Annotated in this window: 19 protein-coding genes and 2 tRNA genes; 15 read left to right on the top strand and 6 right to left on the bottom strand. The window is 35.9% G+C overall.

Annotation, left to right across the window (positions count from 1 at the left end; genetic code table 11):
- Positions 1-204 precede the first annotated feature (204 nt).
- The 3 genes from QWY88_RS11425 (at position 205) to QWY88_RS11415 (ending at position 2587) form a co-directional block, all read left to right on the top strand.
- Positions 205-543, top strand: coding sequence for a P-II family nitrogen regulator (locus QWY88_RS11425; protein WP_304546527.1), 339 nt, complete (start codon positions 205-207; stop codon positions 541-543).
- Positions 544-669: 126 nt separating this feature from the next.
- Positions 670-1845 carry an ammonium transporter gene (locus tag QWY88_RS11420; protein ID WP_304546526.1) on the top strand — a complete coding sequence of 392 codons (1176 nt, stop codon included), beginning with the start codon at positions 670-672 and terminating at the stop codon, positions 1843-1845.
- A 94-nt stretch (positions 1846-1939) separates the two neighbouring features.
- Positions 1940-2587, top strand: a complete 648-nt coding sequence (locus QWY88_RS11415) for an energy transducer TonB (protein ID WP_304546525.1) — start codon at positions 1940-1942, stop codon at positions 2585-2587.
- Between the two features lie 79 nt (positions 2588-2666).
- Here the strand turns inward: QWY88_RS11415 and QWY88_RS11410 are convergent.
- Positions 2667-2741, bottom strand: a tRNA-Glu gene (locus QWY88_RS11410).
- A gap of 15 nt (positions 2742-2756) precedes the next feature.
- Positions 2757-2832 (bottom strand) — tRNA-Lys (locus QWY88_RS11405).
- A 118-nt stretch (positions 2833-2950) separates the two neighbouring features.
- Between QWY88_RS11405 and QWY88_RS11400 the strand changes: the two genes are divergently transcribed.
- From QWY88_RS11400 to QWY88_RS11350, 11 genes are read left to right on the top strand one after another with little or no spacing between them, the layout of a single operon-like run.
- On the top strand, positions 2951-3880 hold the full coding sequence (locus tag QWY88_RS11400; protein WP_304546524.1) for a VWA domain-containing protein: 930 nt from the start codon (positions 2951-2953) through the stop codon (positions 3878-3880).
- Positions 3877-5322: a vWA domain-containing protein gene (locus QWY88_RS11395; protein WP_304546523.1), complete on the top strand. Its 1446-nt coding sequence runs from the start codon at positions 3877-3879 to the stop codon at positions 5320-5322. The genes QWY88_RS11400 and QWY88_RS11395 overlap by 4 nt, the downstream gene beginning before the upstream one ends.
- Positions 5303-6406, top strand: a complete 1104-nt coding sequence (locus QWY88_RS11390) for a hypothetical protein (protein ID WP_304546522.1) — start codon at positions 5303-5305, stop codon at positions 6404-6406. The genes QWY88_RS11395 and QWY88_RS11390 overlap by 20 nt, the downstream gene beginning before the upstream one ends.
- A 38-nt stretch (positions 6407-6444) precedes the next feature.
- Entirely contained in the window at positions 6445-7443 is a 999-nt protein-coding gene (locus tag QWY88_RS11385; protein WP_304546521.1) for a CsgG/HfaB family protein, read from the top strand.
- Positions 7440-8432 carry an LPP20 family lipoprotein gene (locus QWY88_RS11380; RefSeq protein WP_304546520.1) on the top strand — a complete coding sequence of 331 codons (993 nt, stop codon included), beginning with the start codon at positions 7440-7442 and terminating at the stop codon, positions 8430-8432. The genes QWY88_RS11385 and QWY88_RS11380 overlap by 4 nt, the downstream gene beginning before the upstream one ends.
- A gap of 60 nt (positions 8433-8492) precedes the next feature.
- Entirely contained in the window at positions 8493-9440 is a 948-nt protein-coding gene (locus QWY88_RS11375; protein ID WP_304546519.1) for an AAA family ATPase, read from the top strand.
- Between the two features lie 11 nt (positions 9441-9451).
- On the top strand, positions 9452-10282 hold the full coding sequence (locus QWY88_RS11370) for a DUF58 domain-containing protein (RefSeq protein WP_304546518.1): 831 nt from the start codon (positions 9452-9454) through the stop codon (positions 10280-10282).
- Between the two features lie 2 nt (positions 10283-10284).
- Entirely contained in the window at positions 10285-10695 is a 411-nt protein-coding gene (locus QWY88_RS11365) for a hypothetical protein (protein ID WP_304546517.1), read from the top strand.
- Positions 10688-11617: a vWA domain-containing protein gene (locus QWY88_RS11360; protein WP_304546516.1), complete on the top strand. Its 930-nt coding sequence runs from the start codon at positions 10688-10690 to the stop codon at positions 11615-11617. The genes QWY88_RS11365 and QWY88_RS11360 overlap by 8 nt, the downstream gene beginning before the upstream one ends.
- Entirely contained in the window at positions 11617-13449 is a 1833-nt protein-coding gene (locus tag QWY88_RS11355) for a VWA domain-containing protein (RefSeq protein ID WP_304546515.1), read from the top strand. Before QWY88_RS11360 ends, QWY88_RS11355 begins: the two co-directional genes overlap by 1 nt.
- Positions 13433-14872, top strand: a complete 1440-nt coding sequence (locus QWY88_RS11350) for a BatD family protein (protein ID WP_304546514.1) — start codon at positions 13433-13435, stop codon at positions 14870-14872. Before QWY88_RS11355 ends, QWY88_RS11350 begins: the two co-directional genes overlap by 17 nt.
- Here QWY88_RS11350 and QWY88_RS11345 read toward each other — a convergent pair.
- Complete coding sequence (locus tag QWY88_RS11345) at positions 14865-15695, bottom strand: prephenate dehydrogenase (RefSeq protein WP_304546513.1); 831 nt, start codon at positions 15693-15695, stop codon at positions 14865-14867. The two genes, QWY88_RS11350 and QWY88_RS11345, sit on opposite strands and share 8 nt — an antisense overlap.
- Before the next feature lie 105 nt (positions 15696-15800).
- Here QWY88_RS11345 and bamA point away from each other — a divergent pair, with 105 nt between their 5' ends.
- A complete protein-coding gene (gene bamA / locus QWY88_RS11340) occupies positions 15801-18059 on the top strand; it encodes an outer membrane protein assembly factor BamA (protein WP_304546512.1) in 2259 nt (752 codons plus the stop codon).
- Here bamA and QWY88_RS11335 read toward each other — a convergent pair.
- The 3 genes from QWY88_RS11335 to QWY88_RS11325 all read right to left on the bottom strand — a co-directional run bounded on the left by QWY88_RS11335 (position 18056) and on the right by QWY88_RS11325 (position 21157).
- Positions 18056-19522 carry a Ppx/GppA phosphatase family protein gene (locus tag QWY88_RS11335; RefSeq protein ID WP_304546511.1) on the bottom strand — a complete coding sequence of 489 codons (1467 nt, stop codon included), beginning with the start codon at positions 19520-19522 and terminating at the stop codon, positions 18056-18058. The genes bamA and QWY88_RS11335 overlap by 4 nt on opposite strands.
- A 5-nt stretch (positions 19523-19527) precedes the next feature.
- Positions 19528-19779, bottom strand: a complete 252-nt coding sequence (locus QWY88_RS11330) for a YfhL family 4Fe-4S dicluster ferredoxin (RefSeq protein WP_304546510.1) — start codon at positions 19777-19779, stop codon at positions 19528-19530.
- An 82-nt stretch (positions 19780-19861) separates the two neighbouring features.
- Positions 19862-21157: a sensor histidine kinase gene (locus tag QWY88_RS11325; protein ID WP_304546509.1), complete on the bottom strand. Its 1296-nt coding sequence runs from the start codon at positions 21155-21157 to the stop codon at positions 19862-19864.
- Between the last annotated feature and the right edge of the window lie 23 nt (positions 21158-21180).

Here is a 21180-nt window from a genome sequence, read left to right as displayed (position 1 = left end):
ATCGTTTACTATATCGCAGCTGCAATCACTGGTGGTGGTAGAGTTGATGATGAAACTGAACAACTTGGTCTTGATGAAGCTGTTCATGGCGAAAAAGTATTAAACATATAAAGTAGTTGATTTAAACCATAAAAGTGGTTACAATTTTAAAATCGAAAGAAGAGCTAACAAAGCTCTTCGAAGAAATGAATGGAGTTTTTAGATATGAAAAGAGTAGAAGCGGTTATCAAACCATTTAAATTAGAAGATGTGAAAGATGCACTAGCAGAGATTGGTGTAACTGGTATGACTGTAAGTGAAGTAAAAGGTTACGGTCGTCAAAAAGGGCACTCTGAACTTTACCGTGGTGCTGAGTATGTAGTAGATTTCTTACCGAAAATCAAAATGGATATGGTTGTAGCTGATGAGATGGTTGACCAAACGGTAAGTACAATTGTAGAAGCTGCTCGTACTGGAAAAATCGGTGACGGTAAAATCTTCGTAAGTGATGTAGATAAAATTATCAGAATCCGTACAGGTGAAGAGGATAACGAAGCTATCTAGTTGTCTTGAACAATTCTACACTGCATATGCATTTTGCATATGCAAAAACCCCTCCGTTAAAAATTATTTAATTAAAAAAAAATCTTCTTTTTGTTACACTTACCCAATTATTTAAAAAGGGTATATATGTCAGAACTAGATCTAAAGTATATTTTAGATACTTTCTTCGCACTTTTCTCAATGGTTTTAATCATTTTCATGGTTCCAGGGTTTGCTATGCTAGAGGCTGGGCTTGTTCGTACTAAAAATGTTTCTTCCGTACTTACGGTAAATACGATGATATATGCAGTAGCTTCGTTAATGTTTCTATTGGTAGGTTATACAGTAGCTTTTGGATCGTGGGAAAGCACGTCTATGAGTATATGGGCAGCATTTTTATTTCAAATGGCTTTTGTCGGTAAAACGGTAAATATTATGAGTGGTGGTGTAAGTGAGAGAGTTCGCATAATACCTTTAATGTTTTTTACGGTTGTTATGGCTGGTCTTATCTACCCTGTTGTTGTAAATATCAGTTGGGGTGCAGATATCTTAGCGGGTACAATGTTAGATATAGAGATGTATGACTTAGCAGGTTCTACAGTTATTCACTCTACAGGCGGCTGGGCACTTTTAGCTGCTATTATGATTATGGGACCGCGTCATGGAAGATATAAAGACGGTAAGATTAAAGTTATCCCTGCATCTAATATTCCGTTAGTAGTTCTTGGTGCATTGTTGCTATGGATCGGGTGGTTTGGATTTAACGGCGGAAGTGTCGGTTCAATCTCTAGTGTTGAAAATGCTGATGCCGTTGCAAAAACGATTATGAATACAAACACTGCAGGTTTAGCAGGTGCTCTTCTTGCAGGAATTTTAATGTATATTAGATATAGACTCTTAGATATTACAATGATCTTAAACGGTGCTCTAGGCGGGCTTGTTGCTATCACTGCAGGACCTGATCTTTATGATATGTATACACCTATACTTATCGGTGCTATCGGTGGTGCATTGGTTGTATTTGCAGTTCCAATGTTTGATAAGCTGCGTCTCGATGATCCTGTTGGTGCGCTTTCGGTTCACTTAGTAAATGGTATCTGGGGGACTTTAGCGGTAGGTATCTTTGCAGCAGATGTATCGTTTATGGCACAACTTAAAGGTGTGGCTGTAGTTGCAGTTTTTGTATTTGTAACTTCATTTGTTGTATTGTACATCATAAACAAAGTTATAAGATTCCGTGCTGAAGATGAAGCACAAATCGAAGGGCTTGATGTTCAAGAGGTGGGTGTGGAAGCATACCCTGAATTTAAACGCGCTATATAGTTAAAAGTTCTTGCGATATTCTAAATCTTTTCTCATATCACTGTTGATACATACAGTATTGGCAGTGGTAATATTTGTCTCATATAAAACTATCTTGCAATCCCGACAAGCAGAACATCTTTGTGCCTGTTGTACAACCAAAATCAATCTTAATACTGTAGAAACAAATAAACAAACTCAAAAGCCTCTCGAAAAGAAAGAACTAGTTCAAAAAACAGTGCCTAAAGAAGAAAAAAAAGTTGTTAAGAAAATAGAGCCAAAGAGAGAAGAAACGGTTGTTGTTCAAACACAAGAACCAAAGAGGATAGAAGAGGCTAAAACGGCAGAAAAGCTACAAAGCACTCCAGAAGTAGTTCAAGCAGATAAAAATGCCACACAGGCCTCTCAGAGTGTCCAAGAAGAGCTTCCAGACACCCATTGTGCAACAGAGGTTGTCGTGGAGAAAAAAGTAACAAATAAAGAGGATGACTATATCTCTTTGCATCTCGAAGAAATAGTTTCTTTGTTGAAAGAAAATCTATACTATCCAAGACGTGCTAGAAAACAAGGATTGGAAGGGATAGTGAAGATAAAGTTTACACTCTCTACAAATGGAGATATCTCAAATATTGAAGTACTAAACAGTGATTATGAGATACTCTCACGTGCAGCTAGAGAAACGATAGAAAACTTAGATAAAAAACTACCAAAACCTGATGAGGAATTGACGTTAACAATACCGATAGATTATGATTTAAAATAGTTAAAATATTAGTGAAAAATTCATGATGTTTTGTTTGTGTTTTCAAAAGAATTTAATTGATTGTTTTTAATAAAAAAGATGGTGACCCCACGGAGACTCGAACTCCGGTAACATGGATGAAAACCATGGATCCTAACCGCTAGACGATGGGGCCAACAATAGTAGTAAATGGTGTCCCGTGATGGATTCGAACCATCGGCCACATCATTAAAAGTGACGTGCTCTACCAGCTGAGCTAACGAGACATTTGTTTCTCTCATTTAAGAGGCTGGAATTATAGACAAAAAGAAATTATATGTCAAGGGTTTTTAGAAAAAAATATTAATTTTTTTAAAAAAGGTTGTTTTCGCTAAAATAGCATTAATGAATTACTATGATTTTGAATACCCATATTTAATATTTTTATTGTTGCCAATCTTATGGTGTCTATATAGATGTAAAGAGCATATAAAACAAAGATATTTTGTACATCTGCATCTTTTAAGGTCAGGAAGAAGATTTTTTAAAATTGAGTCTTTTTTAAAGGTACTTATCTTTGTACTATTACTGATAACATTAACATCACCCATCAAGGTAGATAAAACAAATCCAAACAATAGGTTTGGTAAAGATATAGTTTTAGCACTTGATGGAAGCGGTTCAATGAATGCAAGCGGCTTTTTAAAAGATGATGAAGCATTTGAACAAGCATTTAAAGACTCTTTACATGTCAGTAGATTTGATCTGAGTAAATATCTAGCTAAAGAGTTTATCAAAAAACGAGTGAATGATAATGTCGGTGTAGTCCTTTATGGAGATTTCGCTTTTATCGCCTCCCCGATCACTTACGAGAAAAATGTCGTAGTGGAGATGTTAGAGTATCTCACACAAGGGATGGCCGGACAAAATACCGCAATAGGGGAAGCGATTGCAATGAGTGTTCGAGCCTTTAAACATTCAAAAGCAAAAAGCAAGGTTATCATCCTTTTAAGTGACGGGGAACACAATAGCGGAAGAGTTTCACCAAAAGAGGGTGTAGCGCTTGCAGTTGAGCAAAATATAAAGATATACACTATAGCGATAGGGGAGGCTGATTCCGCTTTAATGAAACATATAGCACAAAAAAGTGGAGGGGAGTTTTTCTCTGCTAAAAATGCTACGGAATTGCAGAGTATATATGAAGAGATAGACAGTTTAGAATCTTCAAAAATCAAATCAAGCCAGTATAAAGTAAAAGATTATCTTTATCAAAGTGTTTTATTGATAGCAATCGCTTTACTTCTATACTTGATCTTTCGGGAGAGTAAACGATGAATTTTTTAAGTCCTGAATATTTTTGGCTGATGTTGTTTCTGGTAGTAGCCTTAGTGAAAAACGATTTAAAGTTTTCAAGTTTTAGAATGCTGGCATATGTAGTGAGTTTCATTTTACTTGTTATAGCACTTGCAAGACCTGTGATAGAAGAAAAACCTATTAAATCCGAGGAGTTACTCAGTGATGTGGTTTTGGGAATTGACCTCTCATACTCGATGCAATCAGATGATATCAAACCGACTCGTCTGGAGTTTGCAAAGCAACAATTAGAAAAGTTAGTCAAGAATGAGCATAAGAGCCGTTTTGGTGTAGTAGGTTTTACTACAAATGCGATTATCCTCTCCCCGCTGACACAAGACAGCGAGTTGCTTTTGCATCTGTTTAGCTCACTTGATCAAAATATGATCCTGACAAAAGGGAGTTCCGTATTACCTGCATTAGAACTTGCAAGAAAGATCTCAAGTGCGAAAAAAGTGAGTGTCGTTCTTTTTAGTGACGGAGGTGATCAAAAAGAGTTTTCAAAAGAGATCGTTTTTGCCAAAGAGAATAATTTGATAGTAAACATATTTATGAGTGCTACAAGTTTTGGAGGTACGCTAAAAACAAAAGATGGCTCATTACTCCAAGATGAAAACGGAGATATTGTAGTAAGCCGTGAAAATAGTGCCATAGAGAGTTTAAGCAGTGCCACGGGTGGTATTTATACAAAAGAGCTCTCTTCTATTGAAGATGCTTTAAGTGCGCAGCGAGATGAAAACTTTATGCAGGAGAATACGATCGTTCAAAACAAAGAATTGTATTACTATTTTGTTGCAATTGCTTTGATCTTGTTTTTAGTAGCGACTACGACACTTAAAAAGTATCTGCTTCCACTCTTTTTACTTTTTGGTATAGAGATGCAAGCGAGTGCTTTGGATTTTGTAAAGAATGAAAATTACCTGGCTTTTGAAAGGGGCGTGAGCAACTATCAAGAGGGGAAATATGAAGATGCAATAGGTGACTTTTCTCTTGTTCAATCAAGCAGTCCCAAGATAAAAGCGATTGTGTACTACAATAAAGGAAATTGTTTTGTCCGTTTAAAGCAGTTTACAAAGGCAAGGGTGGAATACTTGAAGTCTTTAACTCTTATGTATTCAAAAGAAGCGGATGAAAACCTGCAGCATATAAAAGGTGCAGCTGATAATACTGAGATGAGTACAGGGATGCAAAAATCGAAGAAAAATAAAGAGCTTGCAAGCGAAAGAAAAAATTCGCAAAGTGCTAAAAGCGGAGGGGGCTCAAACATGAAGATAGAGAGCTCTTCGAGCGGTGCAGGTGATGGAGGGAAGAAGATAAAATCTTCACTTGCAAAGATGGACCTAGGCGGTTCAAAATCTAAGCTGAGTTCAACGCAATATGAATTGATTAATAAAAGGGGTGTTAGTGAAAAAAAACCTTGGTAGAGTACTTATACTGTTTTTTCTGTTGAGTGCTGCTTTAAAAGCAAGTACATACACATGGAACTTGGAACTGGATAAAAAAGATGTTGTAACTAATGAAGCGGTTTATTTTAAATATGAGTGTGTATTTAGTGATAAATCAGAGTTGTATGTGATCGAGTTTAATCCTGTAACAGATAATGAGAACTACACAGTCAAACTTTTAAGTGAGACAGAGAATATTGTTGAGAATCATAGGGTAAACAGTTTTGAATTTGTATTATATGTAAAAAAAGGTGGAAAGTTTTCTTTGAATCTTGAAGCCAGAATGAAAAAGACAAATAAGGATTCGATCGAAAATACAGTTTTAGGGCGTGATAATGCTGTATATGAAGAGTATTCGATCAAAACACTACCGCTTGAGCCTATTGTATTGGATGTCAAGGATGTAAACCAAGCTCTTGTAGGGAATTTTTCTTTAAAAGTAAACCAAGATGAACCAAAAGTGAGTCAGTTTGAACCTTACCATCTTGAGATTCTTATCAGCGGAGAAGGGAATTTTGAAAAACTGCAACCTTTTAGTTTTGAGATCAAAGGTGTAAAAATATTTCAAGAGGAACCGGAGTTAAACGTAAAATTGACTAAAAACGGTTACGAAGGCACTTGGAGTCAAAAGTTTGCTTTTGTAGGTGAGAAAGGATTTTCTATCCCTATGAAACAACTGCACTATTACGATCTTAAATCAGCTGCATTAAAAACACTTCAGATCCAAGAGACACAAATCGATGTTAAAAAAAGTAGTTTTCAAAAAGAGGAACTTTTAGATACACCAAAAGAGAACAAGATAGAATTAAAAAAAGAGTATCTATATTATTTTTTGACATTTATAGCCGGCTTTTTAGTAGCTAAGATTAAGTTTAAACGAGACAAAGAAGCAGGGAAGAAAGAACTCGGTTTATGTGCAAAAATATCGAAATTAAAAAGTTTAAAAGAGCTCAGTGTGGTTTTAGTTTTAGAAGATGAAAAAAGATATAAAGAGATAATTGAGAAGATAGAGAAAAATGAATTCAAAGATATTTCAAAAGTGAAAAAATTAATATGTGGTTAAACTTTTTTTAACTAAAATGATTCAACAAAGGGGACTTGATGAAAAAAACGTTATGGGGTGTTGCGATATTAGCGATATTTTTTAGTGGGTGTGCACAAAAAGTTGGTATCTCTGCATTAGAGCCTGCAGAGGTTGATAGAATTTCACAAACAAAAAAAGTGACAGTAACATATTTTCAAAACGATAGAGTAGGCCTTTCTGACAAAGTTGAAGCAAAACTAGCGGGTTTTAGACTTGATAGAAAAAAATATTTTACTATAGTCAGCAGAAAAGATTTTAACGATATTATTAGTGAACAAAAACTGCAAAACAGCGGCTTGGTAGATCCAAAGGATGCAGTAAAAGTTGGAAATATTATTGGAGCCCAGGCAATTATATCGGGTAGAGTGAGCACTCCGACACTTCAAGATAGTAGTTTTTATGAAAAACGTGTGAAATGTGCAGATCTAAAGTGTAAAGAGCTTGTTTATTACAATGTACGTTGTACAAAAAGGGTATCAAGTCTTTCTGCCGATATGAGAATTATTGATGTTGCAAAAGGGGATATCATCTATGCAGATACGTTAACTAGATCGATGACAAACAAACACTGTAGTGATGACTCGAAAGTATTGCCGTCAAGAGGGATGTCCGGACAATCGTTGGCAAATTCTATAGCTGATGCATTTACATATAAATTAACCCCTCATTATAGACGTTTTAACGTGGTATTGTTAGAGGAGCCTGATATAGAATACAGTGATAGAGATGAAAAACTTTTAGAGGTCTCTTTAGAGTATATCGAGCAAGGAAGATATGATAAAGCGGAACAGCTTTTAACACAGCTTATAGACTCGACAAATCAAAAAAGTTATGTCCCTTTTTATAACTTAGGCGTTATAAAAGAAGCACAAGGAAAATACAAAGAGGCAAAAGAGTATTACGGTTATGCGGATAACTTGATGATTGAGCCTATTAAAGAGATCAACACGGCAATTGTCAGAATAGATACTTTAATAGAAAAACGTCAACGTTCAATGGAGCAAATAAACAGATGAGAATCCTCTATTTCCTTCCTTTAATTTTAATTTTTCTCCTTAGCGGATGTGGTGCAACAAAAGAGCCTCAGGTCCTCATAAAACAAGAGCTCCCGGGATGGTATCAAAACCCACCTCTTTCAAACAGCGCAACACTATATGCGATAGGTGAAGGGAAAAATAAAGAAGAAGCGATAGCAAATGCTTTAAACTATATGGCTTCAACTTTAAGCATTTCGATCTCTTCAAGCTATAATGCAAAAACAACAGTAAGAGAGGGGAGTGTTAACTCTCATGAGGGTGTTTACAAATCCGATATATCTTCAGATGTAAAAAAGATAAGAATCAGTAACTATGAAGTGATTCAGGCAAAAAGTTTAGGTTTTAGAAAATATGCAGTTTTAATTAAATCAGATAAGCAAAAACTATTTGGAAGTTTAAAACATGAGATAGATCAAACGATTGCACTCGCTAAGGCAAATGAAAAAAACTTGGGTGATGATGCTCTTGGAAAGTATCTGTTTTACAAAAAACTACAAAAAGAGTTAGAAAATTTACCACATACTTTAGTTGTGATGAAAGAGTTAGATAACCGTTTTAATTCGGAAGTTTATTTACAAACACTCAATAGCGTAAATAAAAAATACAGATATTATCAGTCAAATATTAGTTTTTCGGTAGTATCAAATATAGCAAACTTAAAAGCACCAATAGCAAAAGCACTAAGTAAAAGAAATTTTAAAGTGAATACCGCAAGTTCAAAGATGCACTATAAAATTGCTATAAATACTTCAGTAACGAAGGCAAATGCTTATGGATTTACTTTAGCTAGGGCAGAACTTCGTATTGTAACAAGCAACTATAAAGGTGCAAATGTTGCATCAAATGTCTTTCATTTAGTGGGACAGTCTTCACAGGGATATGATGTTGCAATTCAGGATTTAGTAAGACAATTGAATGATAAAATTCAAAAAGATGGAATTGATAAAGTATTAAATATCAATATTTAGAAATTATTTACCTCAAACGATTATACTTACAGTACTTTATATAAATTAGGTAGGGTAAGTATGATAAGTAAGATTGAAGAAGTTAAAAAAGAGGTTGCAAAAGTTGTAGTGGGTCAAGAGAAAATGATCGACTCTCTTTTAATAGCACTTTTATGTGAAGGGCATATCCTAATAGAAGGTGTTCCCGGTCTTGCAAAGACAACAACCGTAAATGCACTGTCAAAAGCTTTAGGTTTAGACTTTAAACGTGCACAGTTTACCCCCGATCTATTACCGTCAGATATTTTAGGCGCTGAGATATATGATCCTCAAAACAATCAGTTTAAAATTAAAAAAGGTCCAATCTTTACAAACCTTTTACTTGCAGATGAGATCAACCGTGCACCTGCAAAAGTACAGTCGGCTCTACTTGAAGTGATGCAGGAAAAGCAGGTGACGATTGGCGATACATCTTTTAAACTCGATCTGCCGTTTTTCGTAATGGCTACACAAAACCCTGTTGAACAGGAGGGTGTTTACCAACTTCCAGAAGCGCAGTTAGACAGATTTATGCTAAAACTTATTGTTGGATACAACACAAAAGAGGAAGAGTTAGAGATAGCTAGACGTATATCAGCCGGAAACTTTGAGACTATCGAAGCGGTTTTAAATAAAGACGAGATTGCAGAAATTAAACAAGCTATCAAAAATATCCATGTGGATGAAGAGGTTGAGAAGTATATGATCGAGCTTATCTCAGCTACTAGAAATCCTGAAGAGTATGGACTTGAAGAGATTAAAGATTTTATCCAGTTCGGTGCATCTCCAAGGGTTAGTATCGATATGTTCAAAGCTGTAAAAGCGATGGCATTTATGCGCGGAAAAGATTACGTAACACCTGTAGATGTTGCTTACATCGTAAAAGAGTTGATGAGACACCGTATTGTTTTAACATATGAAGCGGAAGCTGACGGTGTAACAACGGATGAAATTATCCAAAAAGTTCTTGAGATAGTTCCTATTCCATAAGGGGTCATACGTTGTCTAAACTACAAAAGATCTTAGTAAAAGCTCGTCGTCAAGTGTTTTCGGAGATGGTTGGAAACAATCCCTCTATCTTTCAAGGGGAGGGGTATGACTTTATAGAGCTGCGAGAGTATATGGCCGGAGATGATATTCGTCATATAGACTGGAATATCACTGCTAAGATGCAGCGTCCTTATATCAAGATCTTTCGCGAAGAGAGGGAACTTAATGTTGTCGTTGCAACGATGCTCAACGGAAGTATCCATTTCGGTTCAAAACGCTTTAAACAAGATGTGATCGCAGAACTTGTAGCACTGCTGAGTTTCTCTGTAATTAAAAACGGCGATCTCTTAACCAACTATAACTTTAGCGATAGATTAATCTCCCATCTTAAACCGAGTAAAAAAGTGTTTCAGGTGCATCGTGCAGTTGAAGAGATCTTGGAGTTTGACCCTTTAAATCAAAAAGCGGATTATGATAATCTTGCCCAGACCCTATTTAAACGGATAAAAAGAAAATCTTTGATTATTGTGATCGGAGATTTTTTTGAGATTCCCGATTTTCGAGTTCTAGCTAAAAAACATGAAGTGGTAGCAGTTATTGTACGTGATCATTTAGAGGAGAAACCGCCTGAAATGGGATTTGCCTCTTTGGTGGATCCAGAAAGCGGAGCGGTGCTTGAGGGTGACTTTAATAAAGCAAGTGTAAATGAGTATGCAAAAAGAGTGCATGCTCACGACAGAAAGCTGTATGAAGCACTGAGAAAACAACAGATTCGTTTTACAAAGATCTATACAGATGACAGTGTGGGTGTAGCACTCAGACGTGTTTTTGAGGGGAGATAGTGATGGATAAACTAGACAATACTTACGATATACCGCTCCACGATATAAAACCCCTGATTGAAGTGCAAGAGTACTCTTTATATTACTTTATTGCAATCGTTACGATCACATCTATTATTCTTATAGGGATGCTGTATCTTCTTTATAGATATCTACGAGACAGAAAAAAGTACAACAAAAGAAAAGAACACTTTACGATCCTAGAAGCGTTGGATTTTGAACAGACAAAACAAGCGGCGTATGATCTCACACTCTATGGTGCAACGTTTAAAGATGACACACCAAGACATCTTAAACATTATGAGCTTATGGTGGAGAAGTTGGAACCGTATAAGTATAAAAAAAGTGTTGAACCTTTCGATGGTGAAACATTACGACAGATCGATGTATATAAGGGGATGTTAGATGTTTGATGGCATCTATTTTGAGTTCCCTAAGATCGCATTTGTGATCTTTTTTTACATAGCGTGTGAGACGCTGTGTAAAATGAGATTACCCTCTATCTATTTTCCCCACTCCACACAGTTTATAAAAAACTCTATAGCTAGCTCAAAACTTCTGTTTTTACTCAAATGGCTTGGCATCGTTATGATGGTGTTGGCTTTGATGTCACCGGTAAAAGACGAGCCCTATGAGTTAAAACCTAAGCAGGGGTACGAGATAGCACTTATTTTAGATGCATCGGAATCTATGGCTCAGCGCGGATTTGATATGTTAAACCCGGGATCAAGTCGTTTTGATATTGTCAAAAATATAGTAAGCGACTTTATCCAAAAAAGGGAGAACGATAATATGGGGCTTGTTGTCTTTGGGCAGTACTCTTTTATCGCTTCACCGCTTACTTACGATAAAAACATTCTCTCTTCACTGGTTATGCAGCTTCATGAAGGGATCGCAGGAAAATACACGGCACTTTATGAGGGACTGGCACAAGGTGTTCACCTCTTAAAAGAGAGTGATTCTAAAACAAAAATAGCAATTCTTTTAACAGACGGGTATTCAACGGCAGGGGTTGATAAGATTCCCCTTGATGTTGCCCTTGATATGGCTAAAAAAGAGGGGATTAAAGTATATCCGATCGGAGTGGGTGCACCCAATGAATATAACCGCGCGGTACTATCTAAAATAGCGCAAGATACGGGTGGTGTAGCATACGGCGCTTCAAACGCTTCACAGCTTAAAGAGATCTATGAGAAGATCGATAAGCTAGAGAAATCGGAGATCAAGAATGAGACTTTTACCTATAAACAGTACTACTATTTTTATCCTCTTTTCGTGGCCCTTTTATCGTTAATGTTTTATGTCTATTTGAGAAATAAACGGGGAGGTATGTGATGAGCTTTTTACATCCGGAGTTTTTATACTATATGCTTCCGCCTGTATTTATACTCTTTGTTCTTTTACTGACACAAAAGGAGTCACAGGCAACTTTCTTCTCTGAGCCCGTGATGCAAAAACTGCGTGTGAGTGCAAATACATTGACACTAAGAGCCCGAAATGCACTCTTTTTTTTAATGGCGGTTTTGATGGTAATTGCATTGGCATCTCCTGTGATCAAAGAGGGGGAAATAGAGATTCAGGCTAAAAGTGCAGATATTATTTTGGCTTTAGATATATCTGATTCGATGCTTGCAGAAGATCTTTATCCAAACAGGTTGAAACTTGCAAAACACAAAGCTTTGGAGTTGTTAAAAATGGCACCCAATGAGCGTGTAAGTGTGATCGCGTATGCGAAAAACTCTTACCTTGTCTCTCCTCTTAGTTTCGATCACAGTGCGGTCTCTTTTTTACTCGATAAGCTCGATACCGATTCAATAACAGAGAAGGGAACAAGTCTTCTCTCAATGCTTGAAGTTGTCAAAAATAATATAGAGAGTGATAAGCAAAAGTACCTTCTGGTTTTAAGTGACGGGGGTGATAAAGAGGAGTTCTCAGAGGAGATAGCATTTGCTAAAGAGAACAATATTGTTCTCTTTGTAATTGGTGTAGCAACTCCTCAAGGTGCTCCGATCAGAGAGAAAAACGGTGAGTTTATCAAACAAAACGGTGATATAGTGATCTCAAAACTAAATGAAAATATCTCCGAACTGGCTGTTAATACAGGCGGTGTGTATATCCAGAGTGTGAACTCCGATCAGGATATTAAAAAGATGATAAGCGAGATCGAATCGATCGCGAAGCAAAAAGAGTTAAAATCGAAAAAGATTGAGAAGTATATTCCACTCTTTTACTATCCGTTAGGTTTGGCAATGATAATTTTTCTGATTGCAACATCATCAATGAGTAAACGCCAACATGTTGAAGTACCTGCAACTATCTTATTAGCCCTAGCACTATTTGGAGGTACAAACCTCAAAGCGGGTGTATTGGATTTTGTTGACCTGGACAATGCAAAAAGTGCCTATGAAAACAAAGAGTACAAAAAAGCACAAGAGCTTTACAAAAACTATGCAACAACCCATAAAGACGATGCAAGTTACTATAACAGTGCAAATGCCCTATATAGACAAAAAGAGTATAAAAAAGCGATTGAACACTATACAAAAGCACACTTTATAGATGATGATTCAGAAGCAAACAAATACGGAAATATCGGGAACTCTTATGCAAAAATGGGTGATGAAAAAAGTTTACAAAGTGCAATAGATGCCTATAAAAAATCATTAAAACTAAAAGATGATAAAGATATTCGTGAAAATCTTGAAGCGGTTGAAAAAGCTCTAAAGAAGAGAAAACAACAACAGGAAAATAAAAAGAATCAAGATCAAAAACAACAAAACAAAGATCAAAAAGATCAGAAAAAAAATAACGACGAGCAGAAGAAAGAGCAAAACGATCAGCAACAAAATCAGGGTGATAGTAAAGAGAAGCAGCAAAACAAAAAGCAAGATGAAAAACAAAAATCTGAGCAAAAAAAGCAGGAAGAGAACAAAAAAGAGAATGAACAAGAGAAACAAAAAGAGTCAGAGCAACAAAAACAGGAGAATAAAGAGGAGAAGTTAGATCCTCAAAACTCCAGTGCTGCTCAAGCCCATAAGCAAGATACTATGAGTGATGCTGAAGAGAAAAAATGGCTCAAAGCCTTAAACCATAAACAAAAAACATTTCTATACCAACTCAATCAAGACCAAAAAATCCAAAGGAGTGAAGATGAAAAGCCTTGGTAAAATCTCTATATTATTTTTATTTTTAGTAAGCAGTTTATACGGAGGTGTGAGTGCCAGCATCTCTCCGAAAGTAGTAACTCTCGGTGATATGGTGACCTATTCCTTAAAAGTAGACGCTTCTGACGCTGTGCAACCATCTATCTATCAACTTTGCGGACACAATATTATCTCAAGCGGTTCACGTACAAATATTGAAATGATTGGAACCGATTATAAAAAGACATATACATACGTATATCAGTTTATAGCACAAAAAAGTTGTACAATTGATCCTGTTGAGGTGGAGCTTGACGGAAAGGTAGTAAAATCAAACAGCGTAAAGCTGGAGGTTAAAAAGCAGAGTGCACAAGCGGGAAGGGATTTTCTTTTAGAATATGATGTTTCTAAAACAGATCCTTATGTTGGGGAGAGTATTACATTAACGTTGCTTCTCAAACAAAAGCAAAGTGCTTCTGTGGTAGACAGTAAATTTTTACCATCAGACTTTAAAGGTTTATGGAAAAAAAGTGAATCTAAACCGAGCAGAAGTGAGGACGGAGAGTATGTGCTGACAAAAGTGGAGTATGTACTCACTCCTCAACGGGAGGGAAATGTTACGATTTCAGCGGCACAACTACGGGTGGCATCAAGGGTAAACTCGCAAGGGTGGAGTCCGACGTTTATGCCTCAGGTACAATGGAAGAGCTATTTTTCCAATGAGATCACTTTAGATGTGAAACCGCTGCCCCATGATGCGAAATTAATAGGGGACTTTACTATTGCTACAAGTGTAGATAAAATAAGTGTCAATCCAAATGAGGCCGTTAATGTAGTTGTAAAAGTGCAAGGCAGCGGAAATTTAGAAGATATTGAGAGTTTTAAACCCCATATAGACGGTGTGAATGTTTTTGATGAAAAGAGTGAACTAAACGGAAACAGTTTGACGCAAAAACTTGTTTTTGTGGGAGATCATGACTTTACGATCAAACCTTTTGAAGTTACATTTTTCGATACAAAAACAAAACAGCTCAAAACTATACAGACACGGCCTATAGATATTAAAGTTCACGGTTCTACACAAAAAACACAGCAGCCGCTGAACATAAAAAAAGAGCAAGAAGTAGAGGAAAAACCATTTGCTACACAAAGTGAAGTTACAGCAAAAACAGATTATCTCTCTGTACTTTTAGCATTTATTTTCGGTATTTTAATCGGTATAGTAGTGATGCTCTTAAAAGGGAGAAAGTTTTCAAAAAATGAGAAACAAAAGCTCTCTTTAAAAGATGAAAAACTACTTCTTGTAAAACTGTTACCGTATAAAGATATTGACGGGGATGTAAGAAAAATCGTAGAGATCTTGGAGAAAAACCTTTACTCTTCTGAGAAAGAGCAGGTTGATAAGACAAAACTAAAAGAGATTATAAAAAAATACGGTATCACTTAAAGATATCGTATAGTTTGTTTCCATCCGACATCCCTTTATGTACAGCATCCCACTCATCATTTTCGATAGCTGTTTTCATATTTGAGAGTTCATTTTCAAAAAGTTCTATTGCCTCTAAAATATTTGCTTTGTTTTGTCTAAAAATATCTTCCCACATATTTGGGGAACTTTTTGCCAAACGGCTCATAGACCGAAAACCACCCGCTGCAAGTGCTAAAATATTGTGTTTATTTTCTTGTTTCATTACCGTATTTGCCAATGAGTAAGAGATAGCGTGCGGCATATGCGAGATAAAAGCGGCGTGGCGGTCATGCTCATGTGCTTTCATGAAGATCTTTTTCATATTGAGTGCTTTAAAGATCTGCTTCGTTTTTGTACATTGAAGCTCACCGCTATCTTCAAGATTACACAGTACTACAACTTTATCTTCATAAAGACCTTCAATGGCAGCTTGCGGACCAAAATTTTCAGTCCCTGTCATTGGGTGTGCAGCTACAAAGTTTTTGCGTATCTCTTTAGGTACCGAAGCTACAATCTTCTCTTTTGTACTTCCAAGATCGATAATAGTTGTTGTCTCACTCACATCTTTAAGATTTTCAAGAGCAGCTATAACACCGTTTACCGGAATAGCTAAAAAAATCACGTCTGCTTTTTTTACCTGCTCAAATGAAACTATTTTATGTACTAAATTAAGTTCTAAAGCTGTAGTCTGGTGGTTCTCATTATGATCGTAACCAACAACACTCTCTACAAAATCCAACTTTTGTAAGCTTAAAGCTAAAGAACCACCCATTAAACCAAGGCCGATTATTGCAATATTCATATTTATATTCTTTATCTTTCTATTTTTTGTCAAATTATACAGAATTTACCTAATGTTAACCTCAAAAGGGGTAAAATCTACTCCAATTTTAAGTATGGAATTTTAATGAAAATATTTTTATCGGTTTTATTTTTAGTTTTTACATCTAGTTTAGCTGCTGAGATTGTGAACTCTATCAAGTTTCATGGTATGGTGCATATATCTGACAGTGTAGCACTTCGTATGTTAGGTTTTGACAAGGGTGACGAGATAGATGTTGAGATGGTTGATAAGTCGATAAAAACTTTCTTTGATCAAGGATACTTCAACGATGTGTGGACAGAGTTTGAAGATGGTGAGTTAAATTATTATTTCAAAGAGAAAGCTATTATCTCAAAAGTTGAACTCAAAGGCTATAAAGAAAACGATGATGAGTTTAAAGACGGTGTTATCCAGATTAAAAAAGGGACACTGTATGATGAAAAAAAGATTGAAGCTGCTAAAAATCGTATAGTTGAGGCGATAGCACAAGAGGGAAAAATTGACTCTGTTGTAGAAGTTGAAACAACATATCTGGAAAACGGAAGTATTAAAATTACGTTTTTAGTCAATGAAGGTGAAGAGATCATCATTGACAGTCTAAATTACAGTGGTGTATACGGTTTAGACAGTGACGACTTTGATGAAGTTATCGCAAATAAAGAGCATCAATTTATGGGCTGGTTCTGGGGTCGTAACGATGGGAAAATGTCTCTTCGTGATTTAGAATATGACAATCTTAGAATCCGTGACTATTATATGCAGCACGGCTACCTTGATTCAAAAGTTGATGAACCGTTCGTACGTGTAAACTTTGACAGCTATAAAGCGGATATGTCTTATCAGATTGTTGAGGGTGAACAGTATACAATCTCAAAGGTTTCAATCTATCAGGTAAAACATGTAATTGAAGATGAGAAGATAGAAGAACTGTTAGAGTTAAAAGCTGATGAAGTGTTTAACATTAAAACGTTTAGAGAAGATGCAGAGAAGATAAAAACACTTATTGCTGACCAATCATACGCATTTGTACAAGTTGTTCCGGATCTTAGAAAAAATAAAGAAGATAAAACTGTTGAGGTTGTATTTAAGATCAATCCGGGTGAAAAAGTAAAAATCAGAAACGTAACGATCTCCGGGAACTCAAGAACACTTGATCGTATCATCCGTCGTGAACTTTATCTCGGACCTGGAGATATGTACTCTTTAACAGATTTAAAAGACTCAAGAAACTCTATAGGAAGACTTGGATACTTTGATAGCAATACGATCGAAGAAAAAAGAGTAGATAATGAAACTATGGACCTTGTTGTAAAAGTAAAAGAGGCTCCGACAGGTAACATTCAAGTTGGTGGTGGATATGGTTCATACGGTGGACTTCTTGTAAGTATCGGTGTAAGTGACAGAAATATTTGGGGAAGCGGTATCAATGTTGGTGTAAAAGCCGAAAAATCACAAACAAATAAAAATATTTCGTTTAACATCTCAAATCCTAGACTTAACGATAGCGACTTTTCAGGTAACTTTTCAGTTTTTCACTCTTCATATGATTACAATGATTACTCTGTAACAACTGATGGAGCTTCTGTAGGTATTGGACATAGATTTTCTAGATATATCAGTGGATACTTAGGATATGGATACTCTAAAAACTCATATACGTTTTCATCTGACTTTAACACATCTCAATACCCTAGTTACTATTTTGAAGAGTATGCTAAATCGGGTGTAACGGTAAGTGTAAAATGGGATAATACGGATGATTACTATCTTCCTAGAACAGGATTTGAACTTTCACAAAGTTTCGAGAAAGCAGGTATAGGTTCAGATGCAAACTACTTAAAATCTAGAACGAATTTTTCGGCATATAAAGGTTTAGACGAGTTTGTAGGCTTTGATGCCATCCTTAGATACAAGGCAAGATTTTATAATATCTTAGACAACGGATATGTACCATTAGCTGAGAAATTTTATATGGGTGGTATCGGTAGTGTTAGAGGGTATGAATCTTACTCTCTTTCACCAACGGTAGCGGATGCTGCTGCAACTGACGGAATTAGAAGAATAGGTGGTACACAAACATTTTCAAACTCTTTAGAGGTGAGTTTTCCACTTGTGCCAAAAGCAAAAATGCGTCTTGTAACGTATCTTGACTGGGGATTCATTGGTGAAAGTGTGACAGATGCTTCACTTTTAAATAATGATATCTCTCGTGCAGGTTACGGTGCAGGTATTGAGTGGTTTAGCCCGGTTGGACCGATTCAGTTAATGTTCGCAAAAGCGATCAATCCGCAAGACGGTGATAAAACACAAACATTTGAATTTACGATGGGACAAAGATTTTAAGAGTTAAAAATAACTCTAAAATCTTTTAAACATTGTAGTTTCTCTACACTATCTTTTACTAGATATAGATTACTACTGCTTTTTACTTCCAATACACCATCATTAAATGCAAGCTCAAAGTCTATGTTCCTAGGTCTGTGACTGAGAAGAATAATACTCATAGACAGAAGAAAGCTTAATGCATTTACAGTTGTTTCATTAGGTAAAAGCTCTTGATATTTTTCAAGATGAGATTTTGCAGGGAGTTTATTTCTCGCATATTTCATCAGTGTTGAGATAAGGGTAATATCCTGATGTGTAAAGCCGTATTCCAATGCTGTTTGGGCAATGTAATAACTATGTTTATTTTGTGAATAAAAATGGATACTACTTCCCGTAGGATATAACTTTGCTGCAATTGAGAGTCTTTCTCGATATACTTTGTCTATATTGAAAAACGTATGTGTAAGATCAAAGAGCTGTTTTGAAACCTTAGTAAGATTGTTTGAAAACTCTTTATCGCTTAAGTGTGCATCGAGTATATATCTTACAGAAGTGTTATAGTTCGCAGGAAATTGATGTTTAGATGAACGAAGCAGATCGGATAAGTAAACACCTTCTCTTACACCTACACCACTAGTGATGATGTCTGTAATAGCAAACTTTTCTAGAAGCATTTTTAAGATAAGTGCACCAGGTTTTATTACATCAAATCTGTTTGACTTAATAAAGAGTTCACCGAGTTCTATCTCATCTGCATCCAAAATCTTATTGATATACTCTACAAAGATGGGTTGTTCATATGCAAATGCATGGAGTTTATTAAGCGGATACTCTTTTGATTTTTGAATAGCTGAAGAGATTGCTCTAAATGTTCCACCGATACCAACTAAACTAGATATCTCTTTTGTTGGAATTTTATCAAGCTCTGCTTGTATAAATTCTTTTGCACCATCTATATCGTTAGTATCAAAAAACAACTCTTTAAGGCGTACAGTTCCAAGTTTTAACGATTGGGTATGAGAGACATTGTGTGCATCTATAAAAGCAATCTCTGTAGAACCACCACCAATATCTATACTCATGGCATTATGTTGCTGGGGTAAAAGATTTGCGCATGCGATTGCACCGAAATAAGCTTCTTTTTCACCTGAGATTATTTTAATATTGAGTTTTAGTTTTGTTCTTACTTTTTGAATGAATTCTTGTTTATTGGGAGCATCACGAAGTGCAGAAGTAGCTACACATAACACTTTCTTTGTTTTAAAAGAATCTGAGATCCTTAAAAAGTTTTCAAGTGCATCAAATGTTCTTTGCATAGGAGTCTCTTGAAGCACTCCATCATGCTTATATGCATTTTCCGATATTCTAACTTTAGATTTCTCTTCGTGTAACAGGTGGAACGCAAAGCGTGAGGTTTTTTCATAGATAACCATTCTAACCGAGTTAGAACCGATATCTATCACTGAGACGCGCTTTGCCAAATTGACTACTCTTCTAAGTCTAAGTTTTTATATTTGAATTTTAATTCAGCAATTGTTTCAACATTATCCGGATCCGGAACGATACAATCAACAGGACATACAGAGATACATGCTGGTTCATCATATACACCAACACATTCAGTACATCTATCTGGGTCTATAAAGTATATAGGATCACCTTCTTCTATAGCTATTGTTGGACACTCTTCACGACAAGCATCACATGCAATACATTCATCATTAATTAATAATGCCATATTCAAAAACCTTATAGTATATTAGTTTGTTTTACGTGTCCGATTTATAACAAAATAAACCTTTAGTAAATTTGAAAGCGATCTATTTTTGAGGAATTATACAAGATAATTGAGAATTGAGTTGTAATGTAGCTTTTGTTCCGTCAATACCATCATCTCTATTTTCCAGTTTTATCTTAGCTCCTAAAGCATCAGCAGCGCTTTTTGCTAAAAAGAGACCAAGACCTACACCACTTTTATTTCCCTGTCTTTTAAACGGCGCAAAAAGGTCGACACTCTCATCAATTCCACACCCTTCATCGATAACTTCGATTAAGAGTCCAAAATCATCTTGAGAGCTTCTCAACGTAACTTTTTTCTCTTGTGGCGTGAACTTTAAAGCATTTTGTAAAAAGTTTTGAACGATCTGGTTGAGCAGTCCCACTTGAATTGTCGCCATAAATACATCAGGAGCAAAACTGATCTCTAAAGTTTTCCCCTCATTCTCGGCTAAAAGTTGAAAATCGTTTGCCTTTTGTTTGAGAAGCTCAATCACATCTACTTCTTGAGGCTGATCAAGCTGTGCACCCTCCTGACGACCGATATTTAAGATATTTGATACAATCACATTCATCTCATCAATCGTTTTATTGGTAGTATTAATAGCCTCTATATACTCCTCGGCAGAGCGTTTTTTAATTAACGTTACCTGGTTTTTGAGCTTGATAACTGCAAGGGGAGTTTTTAATTCATGAGCAGTTCCGATAAAGAGCTCTTTTTGGTACTTTACAAAGTTTTGAATCCTTGCAATAAGATGGTTGATCGTACCTGCTAATGGTGCAAACTCTTGTGGAATTTCATCCATTTGAATAGGCTTCATAAGGTGTTCATTCATATTTGCAAGATCTTGACTCAATTTTTTAATAGGAGAAGCCAACATTTTTGAAAGCGCGATAGCATATAAGATTACAAGTAAAAAGCCCGCTATATTGATTATGAAGATATAGTTGACAATCTTTTTAAGAAGCTTTTTTGTCGGTGATACATCTTTGACAAGCTTGAGATAAACATTTTGTTTTGTATCAAAAGGGTAGATTAGTGTTAAAAAGGTCTTATCGCCTGAAGTTTTTTCATAAACATCTATCTGATCGGTCGGAGAGATAAGAGATATAACTTCAATATTTAAAGATAAAAAGTTGTCGGGAAGTTCACCAAAATCATACACTGCTTTGTAGTTAGAGATGTTCTGTGCATAATGGATAAGTTCGTCTCTTTTTTCATCATAGATAGATTTTTCGATATAAAAGTATAATAGTGAGGAAAATATTAAAATGAGTGAAGCAGAGGAGATTAACAGTTGAACTAAGAAGTTCTTTCTTATACTCTGTTGTCGTGACATGTGCGATAATCCCCTAAGATTTT

The sequence above is a fragment of the Sulfurimonas sp. hsl 1-7 genome (assembly GCF_030577135.1).
Classification (GTDB): Bacteria; Campylobacterota; Campylobacteria; order Campylobacterales; family Sulfurimonadaceae; genus Sulfurimonas; species Sulfurimonas microaerophilus.
The sequence above is the reverse complement of the archived record's forward strand: the minus strand, read 5'-3'. Positions and strand labels throughout refer to the sequence as shown.

Bases quoted from the DNA above. Each gene is read 5' to 3' on its own strand.
- bamA (WP_304546512.1), top strand. From the start codon at position 15,801: ATGAAAATATTTTTATCGGTTTTATTTTTAGTTTTTACATCTAGTTTA.
- QWY88_RS11330 (WP_304546510.1), bottom strand. From the start codon at position 19,779: ATGGCATTATTAATTAATGATGAATGTATTGCATGTGATGCTTGTCGT.
- QWY88_RS11375 (WP_304546519.1), top strand. From the start codon at position 8,493: ATGATAAGTAAGATTGAAGAAGTTAAAAAAGAGGTTGCAAAAGTTGTA.
- QWY88_RS11360 (WP_304546516.1), top strand. From the start codon at position 10,688: ATGTTTGATGGCATCTATTTTGAGTTCCCTAAGATCGCATTTGTGATC.
- QWY88_RS11395 (WP_304546523.1), top strand. From the start codon at position 3,877: ATGAATTTTTTAAGTCCTGAATATTTTTGGCTGATGTTGTTTCTGGTA.
- QWY88_RS11385 (WP_304546521.1), top strand. From the start codon at position 6,445: ATGAAAAAAACGTTATGGGGTGTTGCGATATTAGCGATATTTTTTAGT.
- QWY88_RS11350 (WP_304546514.1), top strand. From the start codon at position 13,433: ATGAAAAGCCTTGGTAAAATCTCTATATTATTTTTATTTTTAGTAAGC.
- QWY88_RS11425 (WP_304546527.1), top strand. From the start codon at position 205: ATGAAAAGAGTAGAAGCGGTTATCAAACCATTTAAATTAGAAGATGTG.
- QWY88_RS11380 (WP_304546520.1), top strand. From the start codon at position 7,440: ATGAGAATCCTCTATTTCCTTCCTTTAATTTTAATTTTTCTCCTTAGC.
- QWY88_RS11325 (WP_304546509.1), bottom strand. From the start codon at position 21,157: ATGTCACGACAACAGAGTATAAGAAAGAACTTCTTAGTTCAACTGTTA.
- QWY88_RS11365 (WP_304546517.1), top strand. From the start codon at position 10,285: ATGGATAAACTAGACAATACTTACGATATACCGCTCCACGATATAAAA.
- QWY88_RS11355 (WP_304546515.1), top strand. From the start codon at position 11,617: ATGAGCTTTTTACATCCGGAGTTTTTATACTATATGCTTCCGCCTGTA.
- QWY88_RS11400 (WP_304546524.1), top strand. From the start codon at position 2,951: ATGAATTACTATGATTTTGAATACCCATATTTAATATTTTTATTGTTG.
- QWY88_RS11420 (WP_304546526.1), top strand. From the start codon at position 670: ATGTCAGAACTAGATCTAAAGTATATTTTAGATACTTTCTTCGCACTT.
- QWY88_RS11345 (WP_304546513.1), bottom strand. From the start codon at position 15,695: ATGAATATTGCAATAATCGGCCTTGGTTTAATGGGTGGTTCTTTAGCT.